This window comes from Dysosmobacter sp., from assembly GCF_052306735.1.
Taxonomy (GTDB): domain Bacteria; phylum Bacillota; class Clostridia; order Oscillospirales; family Oscillospiraceae; genus Oscillibacter.
Genome location: NZ_DAWBAJ010000003.1, coordinates 1 through 21,706, shown reverse-complemented (window position 1 = coordinate 21,706; position 21,706 = coordinate 1). Strand labels below are relative to the sequence as shown.

General features: G+C 63.6%; 21 protein-coding genes. 18 read left to right on the top strand and 3 right to left on the bottom strand.

Translation table 11 applies throughout. The features are described from left to right. Positions 1-317: 317 nt before the first annotated feature. Positions 318-932, bottom strand: coding sequence for a hypothetical protein (locus ACT67G_RS01380; RefSeq protein ID WP_443662744.1), 615 nt, complete (start codon positions 930-932; stop codon positions 318-320). A gap of 490 nt (positions 933-1,422) precedes the next feature. Here ACT67G_RS01380 and ACT67G_RS01375 point away from each other — a divergent pair, with 490 nt between their 5' ends. The 7 genes from ACT67G_RS01375 to ACT67G_RS01345 all read left to right on the top strand — a co-directional run bounded on the left by ACT67G_RS01375 (position 1,423) and on the right by ACT67G_RS01345 (position 8,859). Further along, a complete protein-coding gene (locus ACT67G_RS01375; protein WP_443662743.1) occupies positions 1,423-2,283 on the top strand; it encodes a DMT family transporter in 861 nt (286 codons plus the stop codon). An 18-nt stretch (positions 2,284-2,301) separates the two neighbouring features. Further along, entirely contained in the window at positions 2,302-3,534 is a 1,233-nt protein-coding gene (gene tyrS / locus ACT67G_RS01370; protein WP_443662742.1) for a tyrosine--tRNA ligase, read from the top strand. 81 nt (positions 3,535-3,615) lie between these two features. Next, positions 3,616-5,241 carry an ABC-F family ATP-binding cassette domain-containing protein gene (locus ACT67G_RS01365; RefSeq protein ID WP_326216379.1) on the top strand — a complete coding sequence of 542 codons (1,626 nt, stop codon included), beginning with the start codon at positions 3,616-3,618 and terminating at the stop codon, positions 5,239-5,241. A 79-nt stretch (positions 5,242-5,320) separates the two neighbouring features. Further along, positions 5,321-6,490: a hypothetical protein gene (locus tag ACT67G_RS01360; RefSeq protein ID WP_443662741.1), complete on the top strand. Its 1,170-nt coding sequence runs from the start codon at positions 5,321-5,323 to the stop codon at positions 6,488-6,490. Between the two features lie 175 nt (positions 6,491-6,665). After that, positions 6,666-7,187, top strand: a complete 522-nt coding sequence (locus tag ACT67G_RS01355) for an RNA polymerase sigma factor (RefSeq protein WP_443662740.1) — start codon at positions 6,666-6,668, stop codon at positions 7,185-7,187. Further along, on the top strand, positions 7,184-7,828 hold the full coding sequence (locus ACT67G_RS01350; RefSeq protein ID WP_443662739.1) for a DUF4367 domain-containing protein: 645 nt from the start codon (positions 7,184-7,186) through the stop codon (positions 7,826-7,828). Before ACT67G_RS01355 ends, ACT67G_RS01350 begins: the two co-directional genes overlap by 4 nt. Then, entirely contained in the window at positions 7,822-8,859 is a 1,038-nt protein-coding gene (locus ACT67G_RS01345; RefSeq protein ID WP_443662738.1) for a hypothetical protein, read from the top strand. Before ACT67G_RS01350 ends, ACT67G_RS01345 begins: the two co-directional genes overlap by 7 nt. 54 nt (positions 8,860-8,913) lie before the next feature. Here the strand turns inward: ACT67G_RS01345 and dapA are convergent, their stop codons facing one another. Together dapA and asd are read right to left on the bottom strand one after the other, a co-directional pair. Then, positions 8,914-9,813: a 4-hydroxy-tetrahydrodipicolinate synthase gene (dapA, locus tag ACT67G_RS01340; RefSeq protein ID WP_443662737.1), complete on the bottom strand. Its 900-nt coding sequence runs from the start codon at positions 9,811-9,813 to the stop codon at positions 8,914-8,916. A gap of 171 nt (positions 9,814-9,984) precedes the next feature. Then, a complete protein-coding gene (gene asd / locus ACT67G_RS01335) occupies positions 9,985-11,070 on the bottom strand; it encodes an aspartate-semialdehyde dehydrogenase (protein ID WP_326216374.1) in 1,086 nt (361 codons plus the stop codon). A gap of 198 nt (positions 11,071-11,268) precedes the next feature. On the opposite strand from asd, the gene ACT67G_RS01330 reads away from it, so the two are divergent. The 11 genes from ACT67G_RS01330 to ACT67G_RS01280 form a co-directional block, all read left to right on the top strand. Beyond that, positions 11,269-12,957 carry a SpoIID/LytB domain-containing protein gene (locus ACT67G_RS01330; protein WP_443662736.1) on the top strand — a complete coding sequence of 563 codons (1,689 nt, stop codon included), beginning with the start codon at positions 11,269-11,271 and terminating at the stop codon, positions 12,955-12,957. Positions 12,958-12,973: 16 nt separating this feature from the next. Next, positions 12,974-13,999 carry a tRNA preQ1(34) S-adenosylmethionine ribosyltransferase-isomerase QueA gene (gene queA / locus ACT67G_RS01325; RefSeq protein WP_443662735.1) on the top strand — a complete coding sequence of 342 codons (1,026 nt, stop codon included), beginning with the start codon at positions 12,974-12,976 and terminating at the stop codon, positions 13,997-13,999. A gap of 281 nt (positions 14,000-14,280) precedes the next feature. Next, complete coding sequence (locus ACT67G_RS01320; protein WP_443662734.1) at positions 14,281-15,165, top strand: cation diffusion facilitator family transporter; 885 nt, start codon at positions 14,281-14,283, stop codon at positions 15,163-15,165. A 155-nt stretch (positions 15,166-15,320) separates the two neighbouring features. Next, positions 15,321-16,460 carry a tRNA guanosine(34) transglycosylase Tgt gene (tgt, locus tag ACT67G_RS01315; RefSeq protein WP_443662733.1) on the top strand — a complete coding sequence of 380 codons (1,140 nt, stop codon included), beginning with the start codon at positions 15,321-15,323 and terminating at the stop codon, positions 16,458-16,460. Positions 16,461-16,548: 88 nt separating this feature from the next. Beyond that, on the top strand, positions 16,549-16,944 hold the full coding sequence (yajC, locus tag ACT67G_RS01310; protein ID WP_326216369.1) for a preprotein translocase subunit YajC: 396 nt from the start codon (positions 16,549-16,551) through the stop codon (positions 16,942-16,944). Positions 16,945-17,021: 77 nt separating this feature from the next. Then, on the top strand, positions 17,022-17,489 hold the full coding sequence (locus ACT67G_RS01305) for a TIGR04086 family membrane protein (RefSeq protein ID WP_443662732.1): 468 nt from the start codon (positions 17,022-17,024) through the stop codon (positions 17,487-17,489). 451 nt (positions 17,490-17,940) lie between these two features. Continuing rightward, the gene (locus tag ACT67G_RS01300; protein ID WP_443662731.1) at positions 17,941-18,480 is read left to right on the top strand and encodes a hypothetical protein; all 540 of its coding nucleotides are present in this window, start codon (positions 17,941-17,943) and stop codon (positions 18,478-18,480) included. Positions 18,481-18,508: 28 nt separating this feature from the next. Then, entirely contained in the window at positions 18,509-19,396 is an 888-nt protein-coding gene (gene xerD, locus ACT67G_RS01295) for a site-specific tyrosine recombinase XerD (protein WP_443662784.1), read from the top strand. 132 nt (positions 19,397-19,528) lie between these two features. After that, complete coding sequence (locus tag ACT67G_RS01290; protein ID WP_443662730.1) at positions 19,529-20,002, top strand: sigma-70 family RNA polymerase sigma factor; 474 nt, start codon at positions 19,529-19,531, stop codon at positions 20,000-20,002. Continuing rightward, positions 19,999-21,357: a DUF4179 domain-containing protein gene (locus ACT67G_RS01285; protein ID WP_443662729.1), complete on the top strand. Its 1,359-nt coding sequence runs from the start codon at positions 19,999-20,001 to the stop codon at positions 21,355-21,357. The genes ACT67G_RS01290 and ACT67G_RS01285 overlap by 4 nt, the downstream gene beginning before the upstream one ends. A gap of 193 nt (positions 21,358-21,550) precedes the next feature. Beyond that, on the top strand, positions 21,551-21,706 hold a 156-nt coding region (locus ACT67G_RS01280), incomplete at its 3' end, for a DUF1858 domain-containing protein (protein ID WP_443662783.1).

Here is a 21,706-nt window from a genome sequence, read left to right as displayed (position 1 = left end):
GGTTTTCACCGTCCGGCTGTTGGTTTCCCTCGGAACCGGCCTGTCCAATGCCGGAAGTCAATGCCAAGTGCGCCAGTGGCCGCAGGAGAATGGGAAGCCAGCCCCCGCATCTGAAAGTACGTCCGAAAAGGGGGACGTGGACGCAGGGCATTCGCACCGCCTCCGCGCCTTCCGCTTCGCTAGGCGCGGCAGAATGCATTCCTGCGGAAAAATCCCCAGCCTGCCGCACTGACAGGTGCGGAGGCTAGGTTTTGTCGAAGCGCTTTTTTCGGGCGCCGCCAAACGAAAATGAGGCTGTGTCTTTTGATGATAAGCCGTTAATCCGTTGCTGCTGCCGCATCTTCCGTACCGGAAATTCCGCTTTCCTCCAACAGATCCGCCGGAATTGCGCTCACGGCCAACTGTTCTTCTTCGGGTAAGCTGTTGTACCAGTCCAGCCATTCCAAGGTCTCTTGGGAGAGATTTGCCTCGTTGATCCAGTTGTCTCCGAACCGCACCTGGCTTGCGGTTTCTTCGGTTTTGCCATCTTCTTTCCACTCCAGCGGAGGAGCAGATGGATTTGTCACCTGGTACCACGTGTCATCTACGATCAGAAAGGCCTCGCTCCCTCTGTCCACGTAAGTAAATCCCGGCCGTCCGTCCGGGGAGAACTCGTAACACGCGTCCCCCTCCACAGCCTCGGGTTCCTGGCATGCCCGCACTTCCAACCCATGGAACCATTCCATCACAGGGGCGGTACATACGCAGTCAGGATCATATTCTTCCGGTCCGATGACAAAGGTCCGCTGGATCCCCTGGGAGCAGAAAGAGCCGCTGATCTGGATGGTTGGTTCTGGAAATTCGTACACAGTGGAAGCGTCCACCGTCTTTTGACAGCCTGTCAGCCCTAAGATACAGGTCAGGGCGGCGATCAGCGCCATCAGTTTGTTCATCTCGTTCAGCCTCCTTTTCCCATGTGCCTTTACTGACATAGACGGAAAATTTTCTCACAGGTTCTGTTTTTGCCCCTGTGGCAGGACAGACCTTTGTTCATCAGCCCTTCGCTTGAACAGGGACCTTTTGGCAGCCCTCTTGACAATCGACCGTTTATCGGCTATAATCCCACCCGTATACAGCGAGGAAGAGGAGCAGTACCCGCCACGAGGCTGCAAAGAGAACCCCTGGACGGTGAAAAGGGGAGAGCGGACGGCGGCGAATACACCTTGGAGCTGGCACCCCAACAGCCCACGGGCCCAGTAGGCGTGCTCCGGGAGCGCCCGTTACCGCGCCGCCGTGTGATGGCACGGCATGAGGCCGGGTTTCGCGAGAAACCGGCGAACCAGAGGTGGTACCGCGAAGTTCGTTCGCCCTCTGTCCCGGATGGGACGGGGGCGTTTTTGCTGTAAAAAATGCGGCGGGTTTCGTCCGGAGGAGGAGAGTGCGTTGCGGGAAACAAGACGGGGCACGGCCCTGGTATTTGCGGCGGCGGTGCTTTACAGCATCGGCGGCCTTTGCATCAAGGTGATCCCCTGGAACGGCATGGCCATCAACGGCGGCCGCACCGCCATTGCCATGGTGGTCATCGGGATCTATCTGCTGCTCTCCCATCACCCCCTGCGCTTCAACCGCTGGATCGCCCTGGGGGCCCTGGCGGTGTTCGGCACCAACGCCCTCTACGCCGTGGCCAACAAGCTCACCACCGCCGCCAACGTCATTGTCCTGCAGTACACGGCCCCCATCTTCGTGATGCTCTTCTCCGCCCTGTTTTTCCGCAGGAAGCCCCAGCGGCTGGACCTCATGGCCTGCGCGGCGGTCTTCGGCGGGGTGGCGTTCTTCTTCCTGGACAGCATCCAGATGGGAGGGGGAGCCGGAAATGTGCTGGCTCTGCTCTCCGGCGTCAGCTACGCGGGGGTGTTTCTCCTGAATGACCTGCCGGATACGGACCCCATTTCCTCGGTGTTCTGGGGAGACCTTTTATCGGCGGTGACGGGGCTGCCCTTTTTGCTGCAGGAGACGGTCTTTACTCCCACGGCCATCACCTCCCTGGTGATTTTGGGTGCCTTCCAGGTGGGCCTTGCCTACGTGGCCCTCTGCATCGGCCTCAAGACCACGCCGCCGGTCACCGCCAGCCTCATCTCCGGCATCGAGCCGGTGCTCAACCCCATCCTGGTGGCGGTGTTCTACGGAGAGCGCGTGGGACCCCTGGCCCTGGTGGGAGCGGCGGTGGTCATCGGAGCAGTGGCCGCCTACAATGTTTTGAAAATCCAGGCAGCGTCCAAACTAGAACATGCAAAAACCATTTGAGATACGGAGGAAACGATCATGACCTGTTACGAAGAACTCAAGGCCCGGGGCCTCATTGCCCAGGTGACGGACGAGGAGGAGATCCGCAACCTGGTGAACAACGGCAAGGCCGTGTTCTACATCGGCTTTGACCCCACCGCCGATTCCCTGCACGTGGGCCACTTCATGGCGCTGTGCCTGATGAAGCGGCTGCAGATGGCCGGCAACCGGCCCATCGCCCTCATCGGCGGCGGCACCGGCTATATCGGCGACCCCTCCGGCCGCACGGACATGCGCTCCATGATGACCCCGGAGACCATCCAGCACAACTGCGACTGCTTCAAAAAGCAGATGGAGAAGTTCATCGACTTCGGCGAGGGCAAGGCCATGATGCTCAACAACGCCGACTGGCTCTTAAAGCTTAACTACGTGGACCTTTTGCGGGAGGTGGGCGCCTGTTTCTCCGTCAACAACATGCTGCGGGCGGAGTGCTACAAGCAGCGCATGGAGCGGGGCCTGAGCTTCCTGGAGTTCAACTACATGATCATGCAGTCCTACGACTTCTACCACATGTTCCAGACCGTGGGCTGCAACATGCAGTTCGGCGGTGACGACCAGTGGTCCAACATGCTGGGCGGCACGGAGCTCATCCGCAAGAAGCTGGGCAAGGACGCCTACGCCATGACCATCACGCTGCTGCTCAACTCCGAGGGCAAGAAGATGGGCAAGACCGCCTCCGGCGCCGTGTGGCTGGATCCCAACAAGACCTCTCCCTTTGAGTTCTACCAGTACTGGCGCAACGTGGGCGACGCCGATGTCTTGAAGTGCATCCGGATGCTGACCTTCCTGCCCCTGGAGCAGATCGATGAAATGGACGGCTGGGAGGGCAGCCAGCTGAACACCGCCAAGGAGATCCTGGCCTACGAGCTCACCAAGCTGGTCCACGGCGAGGAGGAGGCCGAAAAGGCCCAGGAGGCCGCCCGTGCCCTCTTCGGCGGCAGCGGCGACTCCGAGCACATGCCCTGCACCATGCTCTGCCGGGCGGACTTCACCGAAGATGGCGAGATCGACATCCTGACCCTTCTCGTCAAGTGCGGACTGTGTGCCTCCCGGGGCGAGGCCCGGCGTCTGGTGCAGCAGGGCGGCGTCACCGTCTGCGGGCAGAAGGTGGCGGACATCGAGGCCAAGTTCTCCTGCAAGGACTGCTGCGGCGAGGGCGCCATCATCAAAAAGGGCAAGAAGGTCTATCACAAGGCCCTCCTGCAGGAATAACACAAACGGCAGACGCGGGGCATGCGCTCCGCGCCTGCCTTGGCGTTTTGTGAAAACGAAGCTTTTAAGAAAGGAACCGCTATGATCACAGTCAACGACGTCTCCCTGAATTTCTCCGGCCAGACGCTTTTCAAGCACGTGGATTTGAAGTTCGTCCCCGGCAACTGCTACGGCATCATCGGCGCCAACGGCGCCGGCAAGACCACCTTTCTGCGCATCCTCTCCGGGGATCTGGAGCCCACCACCGGCGAGGTGGTGATTTCCAAGGACGACCGCATGAGCGTTTTGAAGCAGGATCACTTCCAGTACGACGCCTACACCGTGCTGGATACCGTCATCCTGGGCAACCAGCACCTCTACGACGTCATGAAGGAGAAGGACGCCCTGTACGAGAAGGAGGACTTCTCCGACGCCGACGGCGTCCGGGCCAGCGAGCTGGAGGCGGAATTCGCCGAGATGGGCGGCTGGGAGGCTGAGAGCGACGTCTCCCGCTTGATCCAGGGCCTTGGCCTCTCCAATGACATTTTGTACAGCGAGATGAGCACCCTCACCGCCAAGGAGAAGGTGAAGGTGCTGCTGGCCCAGGCCCTCTTCGGAAAGCCGGACATCATCCTCCTGGACGAGCCCACCAACCACCTGGACATCCAGGCCATCGAGTGGCTGGAGGACTTCATCATGGACTGCGAGAGCCTCATCATCGTGGTCAGCCACGACCGGCACTTCCTCAACACCGTCTGCACCAGCATCGTGGACGTGGACTACGGCCAGATCAAGATGTACGTGGGCAACTACGAGTTCTGGTACCAGTCCAGCCAGCTGATGCAGCGGATGATCAAGGACCAGAACAAGAAGAAGGAGGAGAAGATCAAAGAGCTCCAGGACTTCATCTCCCGCTTCTCCGCCAACAAGTCCAAGTCCAAGCAGGCCACCGCCCGGAGAAAACTCCTGGATAAGCTGACGGTGGAGGAGATGCCCGCCTCCTCCCGGCGCTATCCCTTCGTGGGCTTCACCATGGACCGGGAGCCCGGCAAGGAGATCCTCACGGTGGAGGGCCTCTCCAAGACCGTGGACGGCCGCAAGGTGCTGGACAATGTCTCCTTCCGGGTGAACAAGGGGGACAAGATCGCCTTCGTGGGGGAGGACGAGATCGCCAAGACCACCCTCTTCAAGATCCTCATGGAGGAGCTGGAGCCCGACGAGGGCACCTTCAAGTGGGGCACTACCATCACCACCAGCTATTTCCCCCTGGATAACTCCGCCTTCTTCAACGACTGCGATTTGAACCTGGTGGACTGGCTGGGCCAGTACACCGGGGACTCCGCCGACGAAAATACCGAGTCCTTCAAGCGCTCCTTCCTGGGCCGGATGCTCTTCTCCGGGGACGACGTGTTCAAGCCTGTGAAGGTCCTCTCCGGCGGCGAGAAGGTCCGGTGCATGCTCTCCCGCATGATGCTCTTCGGCTCCAACGTGCTGATTCTGGACCAGCCCACCAACCACCTGGACCTGGAGTCCATCACCGCCGTCAACAACGGCCTCATCGACTTCAAGGGCGTGGTGCTCTTCGCCTCCCACGACCACGAGTTCGTTCAGACGGTGGCCAACCGCATCATGGAGTTCGTGGACGGTAAGCTCATCGACAAGATGGGCACCTACGACGAATATATCGGCGGCATCCGGGAGGAGATGCTCGCCCGGCTGAACGGATGACCCTGTAACTGAATTGTAGTTGACATAAAAATCAACCGTCCCTATACTGAGCGTATATCAGTACAGGGGCGGTGTTTTTATGGACAAGGGGCGCATCATTGGGGCCATCATGCTGCTGGCGGTGACGGCGGGAGCCATCGGCATTTCCGCGCGGCAGGCGGCGGCGGAAGCGGCCCGGCAGGCGGCGGCATATGAGGCCTTACTGGATACTGCCCCCGTGGCGCAGGTGGAGGGGGAGACCGTATCTCCCAACGGGCGGTTTGAGGTGCGGACCGTGGGAGAGAGTGATCTCTGGATCAGCGGTGTCCGGATTCCGGAGGCGCTGCAGATTGTGGATACCGAAACCGGGGAAGTAGTTTGGGAGGACACCGGGTACGTCAGCCAGTCCGCCCTGTGGTCCCCGGGGAACAACCTGGTGGCCATCGCCTGCGGGGCAAGGACGTGGGGGACGGTCCGCGTGGTGAACACCGCCTATTGGACCACTTGGGAGTTCACGCTGCCGGACGGCTCGCCCATCCCGGAGTACACCTTTTTGCCGGAGGACTGGGGCCGGTGGCTGGACATGGATACGCTGCTGGTGACAGTGGGGCAGGGCGGCGACGCCGGAGCGCAGCATACCTACCGCTGTTCTCTCCGGCCGGATGAGGACGGCACCCTCACCGGCTCCGTCCTGGAGCAGACCACGGAGATCCTGCCGGGCAGCTACGACTTCGACCGCGACGGCGCGCCGGAGACGGTGGAGGCAGTGACGGTACTGGATCCGGAGACGGTGGGGGCTTCCGCCTGGTACGAGCTGTGGGTCCATGACGGGGACGGTACCCCGCTGTGGTCGGCCACGGCGGGCCTGCCCCACGCGGGCTGGCGGAGCTTCTTTGCCTGCACCGTGGACGGGGCGGATTGCCTGCTGACCTACGATCCCGCCGTGTACCAGGGCAGTGCCGCGTATGCCTATGAGCTGCTTTCCCTGGAGAACGGCGTCCTGACCCTCCTCCGGCAGGGCAGCGTGGAGTTCGACATCGACGCGGGAATTCTGGATTTTGACCCGGAGGCCATCGCCGCCTTTTTGGAGGAGGTCCACGGCTATCTGGATGCAAGTACGCTCCTTCTCTCCACGGAGGGAGGCGAATACGCCTCCGGCGGCTCCGGGGCGGACTTCCGGAGGGACGACTTCTCCGGCACTCTCTACGATACGCCGGGCACCTGGCTGGAGCGGGTGCAGGCGGCCCAGGCGGCTCTGGGGCAGGGCTGAGGGCGGCCGGGGGGTTTCCAAAGACAGCGGCGGCGCCGCCTCCATACCGGGGCAGATCCGGGGGAGGCGGCGCTCTTGTTCGACGGGGCCGGGAAAAGAAAAAATTTCGCTTCCGGTGTCAGACCCGGCGGTACCGGAGCGTCTATGAGAACAGAGGGACAGGAGGGAAGCGGGCGTGCTGATCTATTTACAGGCCATGGAGGAACCCGGAGACCGGGCCAGGTTCCAGGAGATGCATCTTGCCTACCGGGGGCTGATGTATCATGTGGCCTATGCCATTTTGAAAAACCGCCAGGACGCGGAGGACGCGGTGCACCAGTCCTTTGTGAAGCTGGCGGAGCAGGTGGAGCGCCTTCCCGACGGCCCCGGCCAGCGGATGCGGAACCTGGCGGTGACGGTGGCGGAGCGCAAGGCCATTGACCTGTGGCGGCGCCGTCAGCGCCATCCCCAGGTGGATCTGGACGAGGTCCCGCTCTCCTACAGCCAACCCCTGCCCTCTGACGGCACCCTGGCGGACGCCATGGCAAACCTTCCGCCCCGGTACCGGGAGGTGCTGCTGCTGAAATACTACAACGGCTATTCCAATGGGGAGATCGCCGCGTTCCTCTCCGCCACGCCGGAGGCAGTGGCCCAGGTGCTCCACCGGGCCAGGGCGCGGCTGGCGGAGATGCTGGAGAAAGGAGGCGGATGCCCATGATCATCACGGAGGAGATGCTCTACGCGGCGGCGCCGGAGGCGGCGGAGCGGTTCCTGGACACTCTGCCGGACCGGGAGGGGTGCCAAGTGTCCTTCTCGGCGGCCTTTGAAGGGGAGATGGACCGTCTGCTGCACAGGCGGCGGCGCAGGCCCTGGCGGGGACTGCTGCTGGCGGCGGCAGTGCTGGGGGCCCTGACGGTGGGGCTGAGCGTGGGAGCCGGCAGTCAGCCGGACTGCCAGATCTACTGGTCGGAATCCGACGGGGTGCTGCAATACGCCGTGCGGATGGAGCAGGAGAGTACCCGGCCCTTTGCCCTGGCGGAGCTGGAGGCGGTGCCGGATGGCTTTGCCCAGGTCCGGCAGGTTCAGGAGGGGGAGACGGCGCAGACCGTCTACCGGGCGGAGGACGGCCGCAGCATTTCCCTGCGCCAGGTGTGCGACCAGGAGTATAACGGCGTGTTCACCGGCGCCTGCACCGCCCGGGAGGCGGAGGTAGGGGACCGGCTGGGGATGCTGGCGCAGTCCGCGGACGGTTCCATCATGGAGCTGCTGTGGACGGACGGCCCCTATATTCTGACCCTCCATACCACGGGCCTCTCCCAGAAGGAAGTGCTTGCAATCGCCCAAGAGATCACATGGTAAGAAAGGAACGGGACATGATGAAACGAAATTACATTCCCTTTGCCGCCGGTATGGCCACGATGCTGCTGCTCATCGGCCTGGTGGGAGCCTCCCTGGCGGGGGAGACCGGCAAGACCAACCCGCCCCAGAGCGGGACACTCAGCGGGGAAGTATCATACGGCCAGGCGGGGATCGCCCTCTTGGGCAAGGAACAGCTGCCTGCCGGCACCACCCGCACCACGGCGGAGGGGGCCCAGGTGCCCACCGTGCTCACCTACACCGACGAAAAAGGCGAGAAGCACTACTATGTGGAGGCGGAGACGGCGGCGGAGGTGCTGGATATCGCCTACGGCGCGGTGTACCGGGAGGATCTCAACTGCGTGGACTTCGGCACCATGGCGGCGGCGGACGAAACGGGGACCGTGCTGACGGATGAGGATGGCAGCCCCGTCTACTGGTCGGCGGAGGAATTCTTTGAGAAGCGCACCATGCGGGGTGAGGACGGCACGGAGCGGATCATCGCCATCGGGGACCAGAAGAGTGAGATCCAGACGGGCAGCGTCACCATCACCACCGGCGCGGAGCTGACGGATGAGGAGGTCCAGGCCCGGAAGGAGCGGCTGATGGAGACCCCCACCGCGCCGGAGTACGGCGTGAGCCAGGGCATCTTCACGGAGGTGGATCCGGCGGAGATGGACAAGGCCTCCTATCTGGGCCGGTTTGTGGACGGCGCTTCCTTCCAGGGCCATGAGGTGGACTATACCTTCTCCTTCATTCCGCAGCTGCGCTACGCCGCCCTGGTCATCGAGAACACCGGGAAAGAGGACATCCTGGTGCGGGTGGCGCGGCCCTACACCGTGGGGGACAACGACCAGAACTTCTCCCAGGTTCGTGTTCCCGCCGGCAAGACCCTGACCCGGGCCTTCCGCATCGAGGACGGACAGGGGGCGGATCTTCGCAACAAGCTGGCGGTGGAGATCACCTCCGTGGGTGCAGAGGAAGTTCAGGTGCGCCTGTCCTCGGAGCAGTACCGGGAGGGCGTGAAAACGTAACACAGCATGGAAACGCCGCCCGGTCACCCGGGCGGCGTTCCTTTGCATTGCCGCTTATCCTTCGTCGGTTTCCAAAAGCCCATACTGCACCAGCGTCCGGCGGATGCGTGCGAGGTTCTCCTCCCCGGGCTCGCACAACGGCAGCCGCAGGGGGCCCGCGTTCCACCCCAGAAGATTCAGCGCGGTCTTCACCGGGATGGGATTGACCTCGCAGAACATGGCGTCGCAAAAGTCCTTGAGCCGGAGCTGCAGCTTTCCGGCGGCGGCGAAGTCGTTTTGGAAGCAGAGCTGCGTCAGGCGGTGCATCTCGCCGGGGAGGATGTTGGCCACCACGGAGATGACGCCCTTGCCTCCCAGCAGGCAGATGGGAGCCGTCTCGTCGTCGTTGCCGGACCAGACGAAAAAGTCCTCCGGGCACAATTTCACCGTCTTCTGGATGGCCCCCAGGTTGCCGGAGGCCTCTTTGACGCCGTTGATGTTGGGGTGCTTGGCAAGGGCCGCGTAGGTCTCCGGGGCGATAGATACCCCGGTGCGGGAGGGGACGTTGTAGAGGATGACGGGAACGCCCACGCCGTCGGCCACGGCGGTGAAGTGGCGGATGAGGCCCGTCTGGCTAGCCTTGTTGTAGTACGGGGTCACCACCAGCAGTCCGTCGGCCCCGGCCCGCTCGGCATCCCGGGAGAGGGTCAGGGCGGTCTCCGTGGAGTTGGAGCCGCTGCCCGCGATCACCGGCACCCGGCCGTCCACATGCTCCACGCAGAATTCGATGGTCCGCATCCGCTCCCGGTAGGACATGGTGGCGGCCTCGCCGGTGGTGCCGCAGACGATGACGGCGTCGGTGCCGTGAGAGAGCTGGAAGTCCAGCAGCCGCCCCAGGGCCGTCAGATCCACGGTGTCGGCGGTGAAGGGCGTGACGATGGCCACACCGGAGCCAGTGAAAAGGGGAGAGCGCATAAGTCGTACCTCCTATACCTTGCGGCGCTTTGTTTGCTTGTGACGCCATTGTACAGGATAACTTTATGCAGGATAATCGGAAAATGTGCGAAAAACCTTGCAAAACCTGTCCACCCGGCGAAAAAGACCGGACGCCCCTGGGGCGTCCGGTCTTTTGGGTGCAGGATAGCCTTAGTCCATGTAGCCCTTGGCGCACAGAAGCTCCGCCAGGAGCACGGCGCCGCCGGCAGCACCCCGGAGGGTGTTGTGGGAGAGGCAGACGAACTTATAGTCGTACTGGGTGTCGGGCCGCAGGCGGCCGATGGAGACGGCCATGCCGTGCTCCAGGTTCCGGTCCAGCCGGGTCTGGGGACGGTCGGGCTCCTCAAAGTAGTGAAGGAACTGCTTGGGAGCGGAGGGGAGGTCCAGCTCCTGGGCGGGGCCCCGGAAGGCGGCCCAGTCGGCTTTGATCTGGTCCATGGAGGGGGCCTTGCCGTCGGCGAATTTCATGAACACGGCGGCCATGTGGCCGTCCTGGCAGGCCACCCGGAAGCACTGGGCGGTAATGGAGGGGCCCTCCGCTTTGACGATCTTGCCGTCCTCGATGTGGCCCCAGAGCTTCAGGGGCTCCTGCTCGCTCTTCTCCTCCTCGCCGCCGATGTAGGGGATGCAGTTGTCTACCATCTCAGGCCAGCGCGCAAAGGTCTTGCCGGCGCCGGAGATGGCCTGATAGGTGCACACCAGCACCTTGTCCAGGCCGTACTTCTTCAGGGGGTGCAGGGCGGGGACATAGCTCTGGAGGGAGCAGTTGGACTTGACGGCGATGAAGCCCCGCTTGGTGCCCAGGCGCTTGCGCTGGGCGTCAATGACGGCGATGTGGTCGGCGTTGATCTCCGGCACCACCATGGGCACGTCGTCTGTCCAGCGGTGGGCGGAGTTGTTGGAGACGATGGGGCACTCCAGCTTGGCGTACTTCTCCTCCAGGGCCCGGATGTCCTCCTTCTTCATATCCACGGCGCAGAAGCAGAAATCCACCATGCCCGCCAGCTTCTCGGCATCGGCCTCGGCGTCCAGCACCACGATCTTCTTGGCCTCCTCCGGCATGGGGATGTCCAGGGCCCAGCGGTTTGCCACAGCCTCTTCATAGGTCTTTCCGGCGCTGCGAGCGCTGGCGGCCAGGGCCGTCAGGCGGAACCAGGGATGGTTCTCCATCAGGGTGACGAAGCGCTGGCCCACCATGCCGGTGGCGCCGATGATGCCCACTTTGTAAGTTCTCATTGTCGCGTTACCTCCTGCTGCGTTTGTCACGGCCGCCCCCCGGGGAGGGCCGTCGATTTTTGGTTGAATGTGCCGCCGGTTTGTACTATAATGATGTCCATTAAGGAAAATCAGCCTGTGTACATGCGGGACGGACATTTGTGTTTATGTTAGCACACTTTTCCTCCGGGGTCAAGGCCGGGAATTTGGGGAGGATGCATGAAAAAGCTGTTGATGAGCCTGTCGGTAGTTGTGCTGTTTTTCGCCTGCACCGCCGTTTCAGCGGGGGCGGTAAGCAACGACATGGTGAAAGTGGGGCTCCGGTACGGATCCAGCGCCCTGTTTTCCGCCAACCTGGAAAACGCCGTGGGCTACGGATACGAGGTGGGCTATTACGACGAGGGCCGGGAGTTCCAGTCCCTGGGGTATCTGGACGAGACCACCATCTCCATGACCGCCGCCGGTACCATCTATATGAATTCCTCCGGCACCTATTCCGCCTCCGTGCCCTCCGGTTCCTACCGGACCATGGGCGCCTGGCACGGGGAAGTGACGGGCTTCCGGGACTTTGACGAGGCCGCCGACGCCGCCCGGGACTACGACGGCTATCCCGCCTGGGTCAACGGGGAATTTGTGGTGCGCATCGGCTGCGTGGACTCCCGGGAGGAGGCGGAGGAGCTTCTGGATGACGCCGGGGCCCGGGGCTCCGCCGTGCGCTCTTCCTCCTCCGGCGTGTTGGTGACGGTGACGGGCACCACGCAGGTGCTCTTCGAGTTTGACGGCTCCGGCATCTGGAACCTGGGCGTTCTGCCCGACGGCCAGGGGGAGGAGTCCGTCACCTGGTTCAAGGGCTGCCGGTACCTGGGGGGGTTCGAGTATCCCCGCACCACCGGCGGCAATCTCAGCGTGGTGAACGTGCTGGACCTGGAGCAGTATGTCCGGGGTGTGGTGCCCTACGAGATGCCCGGCACCTGGCCGGAGGAAGCCCTGAAGGCCCAGGCGGTGTGCGCCCGGACCTTCGTGTGCCGGGAGACCAAGCACCTTGCAAGCTACGGCTTCGACGTGTGCGCCACGGTGGACTGCCAGGTGTACTCCGGCATGGGCAACAGCACAAACAGCCCCACCGCCGCCACGGACCGGGCGGTGGCCGAGACGGCGGGGGAGTGCGTCTACTATGACGGCGCCCTCATCGAGGCGGTGTACCACTCCTCCGACGGCGGCGCTACCGAGGACGCCAAAAACGTCTGGGGCGGGGACGTGCCCTACCTCCAGGGGAAGAAGGATCCCTACGAGGCGCAGACCTCCATCCCCAACTACAACTATACCGTCACCTACACCTATGACCAGCTGACGTGGGTGCTGCAAAACAGCGGGTACTCCATCGGCACCGTGTGCGACGTCTACGTGGCGGAGCGCTCCGCCCTGGGCAATGTCACCAAGGTGGTCTTTACGGACACCTCCGGCAAGCGCCTGACGGTGACGGGCCAGGCCTGCTCCAACGCCTTCTACTCCACCACCCTGGGCAAGAACGTCCGCAGCCTGCGCTTTACCATCTCCGGCGGGTCCGGGGAGGGGAGCGGCACCGCCGGCGGCTACGTGGTCAACGGCACCACGGTGCTCTCGGACCTCTCCGGCGCGGCGGTGATCTCCGGCTCCGGCACCTTGGGGACCCTGAAGGGCGGCACGTACAGCGCCATCACGTCCTCCGGCACGGAGACTCTGGCGCCCTCCTCCGGCACTGCCTCCAACTCCGGTTCCGTCCCCTCCGGCAGCGGCATCACCATCACCGGCACCGGATATGGGCATCATGTGGGCATGAGCCAGTACGGCGCCAAGGCCATGGCGGAGCAGGGTTACGACTATCTGGACATTCTGGAATTCTACTATACCGACGTTACCATTGAGTGAGGAGCTATTTGAGACCATGAAAACCAGCGATTTTTACTACGACCTTCCCCAGGAACTCATCGCCCAGACGCCTCTGGAGCGGCGGGACGGATCCCGCCTGCTGACGCTGGACAAGGTGACGGGGGAGTGGGAGCACCGGCACTTTTACGACCTGCCGGAGTATCTGAACCCCGGGGACTGCCTGATTTTGAACGACTCCCGGGTGCTGCCCGCCCGTCTGCTGGGCCAGCGGCTCCCCGGCGGCGGCGCCTGCGAGGTGCTGCTGCTCATCGACAAGGGGGAGGGCACCTGGGAGTGCTTGGTGCGCCCGGGCCGGAAGATGAAGCCCGGCGCCCGCCTCTCCTTCGGCAACGGGGAACTCACCGCCGAAGTGACGGAGGAGCTCCCCGGCGGCAACCGCCTGGTGCACTTCAACTACGACGGCATCTTCCTGGAGGTGCTGGAGCGGCTGGGGAAGATGCCCCTGCCCCCCTATATCAAGGAGGAGCTCCAGGACTCCGAGCGCTACCAGACCGTCTATTCCAAGGTGCTGGGCAGCGCGGCGGCCCCCACGGCGGGGCTCCACTTCACGCCGGAGCTGCTGAAGAAAATCGCCGATATGGGGGTGAACATCGGCTATGTGACCCTCCACGTGGGCCTTGGCACCTTCCGGCCCGTGAAGGAGGACAACATCGAAGAGCACCCCATGCACAGCGAATACTGCGTGGTGCCGCCGGAGACGGCGGAGCTCATCAACCGCACCCGGGCCTCCGGCGGCCGGTGCGTGTGCGTGGGCACCACCTCCTGCCGGACCCTGGAGAGCTTCGCTGCTGAGGACGGGCATATGGAGCCCTCCGCCGGCTGGACGGACATCTTCATCTACCCCGGCTACAAGTTCAAGGTGATGGACGCCTTGGTGACCAACTTCCACCTGCCGGAGTCCACGCTGGTGATGCTGGTCTCCGCCTTCGCCGGGCGGGAGCACATCCTGAATGCCTATGCCGAGGCGGTGAAGGAGCGCTACCGCTTCTTCTCCTTCGGCGACGCCATGTTCATCCACTGAAAACCCCGTTTCCGCCCCTGGCTCTCCGCCAGGGGCGTTTTTTTGAAAAAAGTATGGAAAAATAGAAGGTTTGTTAACACAAACGTTTGCAAATCACCTTGACAGTGTGGTTTGCATATGGTATCTTAGTGAAAATCTCCCGGCGGGCCGATGCTGCGATTCGCAGCGGGGGCAGCCAGGCAGACCCGCCGCCTGGAGGCGGAGAGGGTCGGGCCGCGGGACGCGGCAGTCCGGGACACCGGACGGGACGGCGGAGGGCCGGAGCAGGGAGGAACCGACGCATGAATCCACGGGAGCATGAACAGGTGGCTGTGGGCGTGTCCACTGTCACCATCGTCATCAATATCGCACTGTCCTTATTCAAATTTGCCGCGGGCATTCTGGCCCGGTCCGGGGCCATGGTGTCCGACGCGGTACATTCGGCCTCCGACGTGCTGGCCACCCTCATCGTGATTTTGGGGGTGAAGCTGGCGGGCCGGGCCGCCGACGACGACCACCCCTACGGCCACGAGCGGCTGGAGTGCGTGGCGGCGCTGATCCTGGGCCTCATCCTGGGAGCCACCGGCGTGGGCATCGGCATCACCGGCATCCGCAAGATCGTGGGCGGGGAGGACCTGGTCTCTCCCGGCGCCCTGGCCCTGGCGGCGGCAGTGGTGTCCATGGTGGTGAAGGAGGCCATGTTCTGGTACACCCGGGCGGCGGCCCGGCGCATCGACTCCAGCGCCCTGATGGCGGAGGCCTGGCACCACCGCTCCGACGCGCTGTCCTCCGTGGGCAGCTTTGCGGGCATCCTGGGGGCCCGGCTGGGCTGGCCGGTGCTGGATCCCATCGCCTCGGTGGTGATCTGCCTCTTTATCCTCAAGGCCGCCTGGGATATCCTCACCGACGCCCTGGAGCGCATGACGGATCACGCCTGCGATCCGAAACTGGCGGAGGAGATGGAATCCTCCGTCCTGTCCCAGCCCGGCGTGCTGGGGGTGGACGCCCTGAACACCCGCCTCTTCGGGGACCGGATCTACGTGGACGTGGAGATCCGGGCCAACGGGGAGCTGACCCTCAACGAGACCCACGCCACCGCCCAGGCCGTCCACGACGCCCTGGAGGCGGGCTTCCCCCAGGTCAAGCACTGCATGGTCCATGTGAACCCCGCCCGGGTGGAGAGCTGAATCGCGGCTGAGCGCGCCGGAGCCAAAGGCTCCGGCGCTTTTTGTCTCTTGCGTACCGGGACGGGATGGACTATAATAGAAAGGCTATGGGCCCACGGGCCCCGGCCCGGCAGGGCGGGGGAGGGCCCACCCAAGACATCCACAGGAGGAGCGGTATGTTTCAGGTTCTCAAGCAAGAGGGCCGCGCCCGGCGCGGTCAGTTTTCCTGCGCTCACGGCGGCGTGGTCCAGACGCCGGTATTCATGAACGTGGGCACCCAGGCGGCCATCAAGGGCGGCGTCAGCGCCCAGGACTTAAAAGAGGTGGGCTGCCAGATCGAGCTCTCCAACACCTACCACCTGCACCTGCGGCCCGGCGACCACATCGTCCGGCAGATGGGCGGGCTCCACAAGTTCATGCACTGGGACGGCCCCATCCTCACGGACTCCGGCGGGTTCCAGGTGTTCTCCCTGGCCTCTTTGCGCAAGATCAAGGAGGAGGGCGTCACCTTCGCCTCCCACATCGACGGCCGCAAGATCTTCATGGGCCCCGAGGAGTCCATGCGCATCCAGTCCAACCTGGGCAGCGACATCGCCATGGCCTTTGACGAGTGCGTGGAGAACCCCGCCACCTACGAGTACGCCAAGGCCAGCTGTGAGCGGACGGCCCGGTGGCTGGAGCGCTGCAAGATCGAGCACGACCGCTTGAACAGCCTGCCGGAGACGGTGAACCCCGGGCAGATGCTCTTCGGCATCAACCAGGGCGCCACCTTTGCAGACCTCCGGGTCTGGCACATGGATGAGATCGCAAAGCTGGACTGCGACGGCTACGCCATCGGCGGATTGGCAGTGGGAGAGCCGGCGGAGGTGATGTACGAGATCATCGACGCCGTGGAGCCCCACATGCCCAAGGACAAGCCCCGCTACCTCATGGGCGTGGGCACCCCCACCAACATCATCGAGGCGGTGCACCTGGGGGTGGACTTCTTCGACTGCGTGATGCCCTCCCGCAACGGCCGCCACGGCAAGCTCTTCACCTGGGAGGGCACCGTCAACATCCTCAACGAGAAGTACCAGACGGACCCCCGTCCCATCAGCGAAAGCTGCAACTGCCCCGTGTGCCGCTACTACTCCCGGGCGTACCTGCGCCACCTCTTCAAGGCCGACGAGGTGCTGGCGCTGCGGCTGGCGGTGCTCCACAACCTGTATTTTTATAACGACCTGATGGTGAAGATCCGCGCCGCCCTGGACGCCGGGACCTTCGAGGAATTCCGCGCCCGGTACAGCGGCAAGCTGGAGCAGCGGGTCCAGGACTGAGGGACCCGGAAAGAAAGGACTTGCAAAAGCGTTTGTATTTGGTATAATGTTACCATTCTGATCTTACAAAAAAAGGAGACACAACAATATGGAATCCATTATTATGATGGTGGTCCTCATCGCCGTGTTCTACTTCCTGCTGATCCGGCCCGAGAACAAGCGGAAGAAGCAGGCCCAGGACATGCGCAACAGCCTGAAGAAGGGCGACACCATCACCTCCATCGGCGGCATCGTGGGCAAGGTGGTGCAGGTGAACGACGGCACCATCATCATCGAGACCAGCGAGGACCGGGTCCGCATGGAGCTGACCAAGTGGGCCGTGTCCACTGTGGGCGTCCAGACCGGCGAGCAGCCTGAGACCAAGAAGAAGGAAAAGAAGGCTGAGGAGGCTCCCGCTGAGGAAGCCAAGGAGCCCAAGGCGGAAGCCCCCGCTGAGGAGCCCGCTGCCGAGACTGCCGAGGCTGCTGAGGAGCCCAAGGAGTAATCACCGTTTCTCCATCATAAAAATACCCTCTCTCGTCATATGCTCTTGGGGAGCAGAAGATGAGGGAGGGTTTTTCTATGGAAAAGACCGCGCAGGCCCGGAGGGGGCTGAACCTGGGAGGAAAGCAGGCGGGGAAGCGGATCGCCGGGAAGAAGCGCAAGCGCCTCTCCGGCCCGGCGGCGGCAGCCCTGGGCAGCGGCACGGCCCTGGGAGGATATGTGGCGCTGCTGGCACTGCTGGCGGCCCTGCTGGCCCGGGGCACGGTGCCGGAGGGGAGCCTGACGGGTGCGGTGATGGTCTGCTGCGCCCTGTCGGCTCTGGCGGGGGGCGCCGTCAGCGCCGGGAGGAGCACGTGGCGTCCCATGCCCGCCGGCTTCAGCGTGGGCGCCGTCATGGCGGTGATTTTGGTACTGGGCGGGCTCTCCGCCCCGGAGCCCCCGGACTGGGCAGGGCAGGGGGGAGCCCTGGTGCTCTGCGCCCTGGGAGGGGGGCTGCTGGCGGGATTTCTGGCTGCCCGCCGGGCCAAGCGCAAGCGGCATCACTGAGAATGGGACTGTGAAATTCACCAAAAATGCCGCCGCCGCCCCGGTTTGCCCCGCGCCGTCCCGTCCGGCGCGGGGCAGGGGAGGCCGCCCCGTCCGGCGCCAGATTTGGGGTCGCCGTCCGGTATTTTGCCACAAGATGTACAGATTTGATGGGCTTCCCGGCCCTCTGGTTTATGGAGTTTACATAATACAGTTTACATAAAAATTTGACATAACTGACAAAAAATGAGAACTTCCCGTAAATTCCTTGCGAAATCTGGAAAATTGCACTATATTAGAGAGAAGTAAAAGGGTTACGTTAACCGCCTCATATTTCCCGGCAACCCCGCATAGGGTCATAGGGAGGTGAGGCGGATTGAACTGGAGCGGTAGGAAACGGCCATCCGGGGACAGGGCGTCGGCGCTGCCGCGCCTGGTATTTTTAGCCCTGTGTTTCGCGGCAGGCATCTTTTTGGGACAGGTCTTGGCAAAGCGGTTCCCCGCCTCCGCGGGGGAGGAGCTCTCCCGGTACCTGACGGACTATGTCACCCTCAGCGGGGAGGCGGTGCCGGGAAAGCGGACGCTGCTGACGGCGCTGGTGATCTATTTTCGCTATCCGCTGCTGGCGTTCTTCCTGGGATTTGCGTCCCTGGGGGTGGCGGCCATCCCGGCGGTGACCACCGCCTATGGGTTTTTTTTGTCGCTGTCCGTGTGCTGCTTCACGGCGGCCTTCGGGCGGCCCGGCATCCTCATCGCCCTGGCGGTGCTGGGGGTGCGGTGCCTTTTGACCCTGCCGTGCTACTTCTTGCTGGCGGTCCCCTCCCTGGGGACGTCGGCGGCACTGGCCAGCTTGTCGTTTGGGAGCGGCAGGCGGGCGGCCCCGGTGGTGTACGGCCGGGGATGCTGGAAGCGGCTGGCCGTGGTGTGCGGCGTGCTGCTGGCGGGTGTGTGTGTGGAATTGTTTCTCTCTCCGGCGCTGCTGGAGAGCGTGCTGGAGCGGGTGCTGACCTGACCATAGAAAGAGAGAGGGGGGGATTTTCCTGGCAACGGAACATCTGGACGGCTTTCGCCGCTATTTATCGGAGGAGCGCCGTTCCTCCGAAAACACCATCAGCTCCTATCTGCGGGACGTGAGCCAGTTTGCCTCGTATCTCACGGAGCGCTATGAGACGGAGCTTGCCCAGGCGAAGCCGGAGATGATCCGGGGCTACATGGACCACATGCTTGCCCAGGGAAAGTCCGCCGCCTCCGTCACCCGGTTTCTGGCGTCGTCCAAGTGCTTTTATAACTATCTGGTCTCCACCGGCGCCATCGGAGAGAGCCCCGTGCGGGGCATCACCGCGGGCCGGGCGGAGCGCAAGTACCCGGAGATCCTCACCAACAAGGAAGTGGAGCTGTTTTTGGAACAGCCCCAGTGTGTGGACGACAAGGGCTACCGGGACCACGCCATGCTGGAGCTGCTCTACGCCACCGGCATCCGGGTCAGCGAGCTCATCTCCCTGGATCTTCAGGACCTGAACCTCCCGGCGGGGATCCTCCGGTGCGCCAGCCGGGGCAAGGAGCGTATCATACCCCTTTACAAGACTGCCGTCAAGGCCCTCCAGGACTACGTGAAGAACGTCCGTCCCCGGCTCATTGCCAACAGCGATGAAACCGCCCTCTTCGTCAACATGAACGGCGAGCGCATGAGCCGTCAGGGCTTCTGGAAGATCATCAAGCACTACCAGGAGACGGCGGGCATCGAAAAGGACATCACCCCCCACACCCTGCGCCACTCCTTCGCCGTGCACCTGCTGGAAAACGGCGCGGACCTGCGGGCCATCCAGGAGATGCTGGGCCACGCCGATATCTCCTCCACCCAGATCTACGCCCACGTCATCAAGCAGCAGCTCAAGGATGTGTACCAGAAGGCCCATCCCCGGGCCTGAACCCCTGCGTTTTCTCCGCGCCCCGGCACAGCCGGGGCGCTTTTTTCATCGGGGGGAAAAAATTTTCCCCGCTTTCCCCAAACAAACCGGCCCGCCGGGAACTCTAATAGACGAAAAGAAAGGAGGGATGGCATGGACCGACAGGAATTTGCCGCCCGGACACAGGCCCTGCGCCAGCGGCTCTACCGCACGGCGTATCTGTACCTGGGCCGGGAGGCCGACGCCCTGGAGGCGGTGGACGAGGCGGTGTACCAGGCCCTGCGGAGCCTGGGGCAGCTGCGCCAGGAGGCATACTTTGAGACGTGGCTCACCCGGATCCTCCTCAACGAGTGCCACCGGGAGCTGCGCCGCCGGAAGCGTCTTGCCGGGGAGGAGGCCCTGCCGGAGACCGCCGGCCCCGACGCTTACGACCACCTGCCCTTGAAAGACGCCGTGGCCCGCCTGCCGGAGACGCTGCGGGCGGTGGTGATCTTGCGCTACTTCACCGGCTATACCCAATCGGAGACCGCCGCCGCCCTGGCCATCCCCCAGGGCACCGTGGCCACCCGCCAGCGGCGGGCGCTGGAGCTACTGCGGCTGGAACTGGGAGAGGAGGGGAACCCATGAACCGAAACGAGGAATACCGGGCTTTGCTCCAGGAGCTGGAGACGACGCCCCCGGCTTTGGACACCGCCGTGGAGCGGGCTATGGAGCGCCGCCGCGCCGCCCGGAAGCGGCGGCTGTGGGGCATCCCCGTGGGGAGCCTTGCCGCCTGCTTTTTGCTCTTCGTGGGGCTGGTGAACGCCTTTCCCACCTTTGCCGCCGCCTGCGAGGACGTGCCCGTCTTGGGGGCCCTGGCGGAGGCGGTGCGCTTTTCGCCCTCTCTCTCCGCCGCGGTGGAGCACGACTATGTCCAGCCCGTGGGCCAGAGCCAGACGAAAAACGGCATCACCGCCACGGTGGAATCCATCATCGTGGACCAGAAGCAGGTGCATATCTTCTTCACCTTGGAGGGGGAGGGGTACGAGAGCCTCTCCGCCGAAATGCCGAGGTTCTCCCCGGCCCAGCAGTGCAGCATTCTGGGCTCTGATTTCCAGCAAAAGCCCGGGACGCTGCTGGACTTCACCCTGGACTACGTGGACCGGGACGTGCCGGAGGGCTTCACCATGACCTTTGCCGTCACCGGGCAGCGGGAGGGAGAACAGCAGGAGACTACCGCAGCCCCGGACCGGGCCATTGAGGATGAGATGCTTGCCCCTTCCACGGAGCCGGAGGCGGAGATCCTGGCGGAGTTCACCTTCGACCTCACCTTCGACCCCCAGTTCACCGCCCAGGGGGAGGTACTGGCGGTGAATGAGACCTTCATCCTGGACGGCCAGACCTTCACCTTGACGGAGGCGGAGGTCTATCCCACCCACCTGCGCATCAACGTGGAGGGGGCGGAGGACAACACCGCCTGGCTCAAGGGGCTGGAGTTCTATCTGGAAAACGAGGACGGCGAGCGCTTTGACGCCGTCTCCGGGGGCGTCACCGCCAGCGGAGACACCGATTCTCCCGCCATGGTGTCCTACCGGCTGGAGAGCCCCTGGTTCAGCAACAGCGACCATCTGACGGTGCACATCACAGGCGCAAAGTGGCTTGCCAAGGAGCATCAGCGGGTGTATGTGGATCTGGAGCACGGCACCGCCCCCTGGCTTCCGGATGGGGTGAGCCTCACCTCCGCCCAGCGGCGAGAGGACGGCTGGGTGCTGACTTTCCGGCTGGACGGGGCCCTGAAAGGCAGCCCCTTCTCCATGACCTTCTATGACGCGGAAGGAAACCCGTGGGACGCCCGCCAGATGGGCATGACCTTCTCCGACGATGAGCAGGCGGGCTCTGTGATGCTGCCCCTGCCGGACTATCAGGCCGGGGAGGTGTGGCTGACGGCCAACTACTCCCATGAGAGCACCCTGCCCCAGCCCGTGGACATCCCCTTGAAATAACGCCCAAGCGTAAGCGGGGGCGGCCTCTTCCGGGCCGTTCCCGCTTTGCGTTCTGCCGCAGCCGGGGGCAGGGGGTAAAAAACACGGGAATTTCCGGGAAATTACGCCTGGGATCGTGAGTTTTCTATTGAATTTGGGATAAGAATAGAGTATAATACCCCTGCTGAATTTCAAATCAAAGGAGAAGACCCCTATGATTACCATTACCAAGGACACCATCATCGGTGATATTCTGGATATCGCCCCCCACACCGCTCCCATCTTTTTGTCCATCGGCATGCACTGCCTGGGCTGCCCCTCTTCCCGGGGCGAGACCGTGGAGGAGGCCTGCATGGTCCACGGCGTGGAC

What these genes read in the sequence shown, in the direction of transcription:
- ACT67G_RS01345 (WP_443662738.1), top strand. Translation starts at nt 7,822, where the DNA reads ATGGTAAGAAAGGAACGGGACATGATGAAACGAAATTACATTCCCTTT.
- ACT67G_RS01320 (WP_443662734.1), top strand. Translation starts at nt 14,281, where the DNA reads ATGAATCCACGGGAGCATGAACAGGTGGCTGTGGGCGTGTCCACTGTC.
- ACT67G_RS01330 (WP_443662736.1), top strand. Translation starts at nt 11,269, where the DNA reads ATGAAAAAGCTGTTGATGAGCCTGTCGGTAGTTGTGCTGTTTTTCGCC.
- tyrS (WP_443662742.1), top strand. Translation starts at nt 2,302, where the DNA reads ATGACCTGTTACGAAGAACTCAAGGCCCGGGGCCTCATTGCCCAGGTG.
- asd (WP_326216374.1), bottom strand. Translation starts at nt 11,070, where the DNA reads ATGAGAACTTACAAAGTGGGCATCATCGGCGCCACCGGCATGGTGGGC.
- ACT67G_RS01350 (WP_443662739.1), top strand. Translation starts at nt 7,184, where the DNA reads ATGATCATCACGGAGGAGATGCTCTACGCGGCGGCGCCGGAGGCGGCG.
- yajC (WP_326216369.1), top strand. Translation starts at nt 16,549, where the DNA reads ATGGAATCCATTATTATGATGGTGGTCCTCATCGCCGTGTTCTACTTC.
- tgt (WP_443662733.1), top strand. Translation starts at nt 15,321, where the DNA reads ATGTTTCAGGTTCTCAAGCAAGAGGGCCGCGCCCGGCGCGGTCAGTTT.
- ACT67G_RS01360 (WP_443662741.1), top strand. Translation starts at nt 5,321, where the DNA reads ATGGACAAGGGGCGCATCATTGGGGCCATCATGCTGCTGGCGGTGACG.
- dapA (WP_443662737.1), bottom strand. Translation starts at nt 9,813, where the DNA reads ATGCGCTCTCCCCTTTTCACTGGCTCCGGTGTGGCCATCGTCACGCCC.
- ACT67G_RS01365 (WP_326216379.1), top strand. Translation starts at nt 3,616, where the DNA reads ATGATCACAGTCAACGACGTCTCCCTGAATTTCTCCGGCCAGACGCTT.
- ACT67G_RS01305 (WP_443662732.1), top strand. Translation starts at nt 17,022, where the DNA reads ATGGAAAAGACCGCGCAGGCCCGGAGGGGGCTGAACCTGGGAGGAAAG.
- ACT67G_RS01380 (WP_443662744.1), bottom strand. Translation starts at nt 932, where the DNA reads ATGAACAAACTGATGGCGCTGATCGCCGCCCTGACCTGTATCTTAGGG.
- ACT67G_RS01290 (WP_443662730.1), top strand. Translation starts at nt 19,529, where the DNA reads ATGGACCGACAGGAATTTGCCGCCCGGACACAGGCCCTGCGCCAGCGG.
- queA (WP_443662735.1), top strand. Translation starts at nt 12,974, where the DNA reads ATGAAAACCAGCGATTTTTACTACGACCTTCCCCAGGAACTCATCGCC.
- ACT67G_RS01285 (WP_443662729.1), top strand. Translation starts at nt 19,999, where the DNA reads ATGAACCGAAACGAGGAATACCGGGCTTTGCTCCAGGAGCTGGAGACG.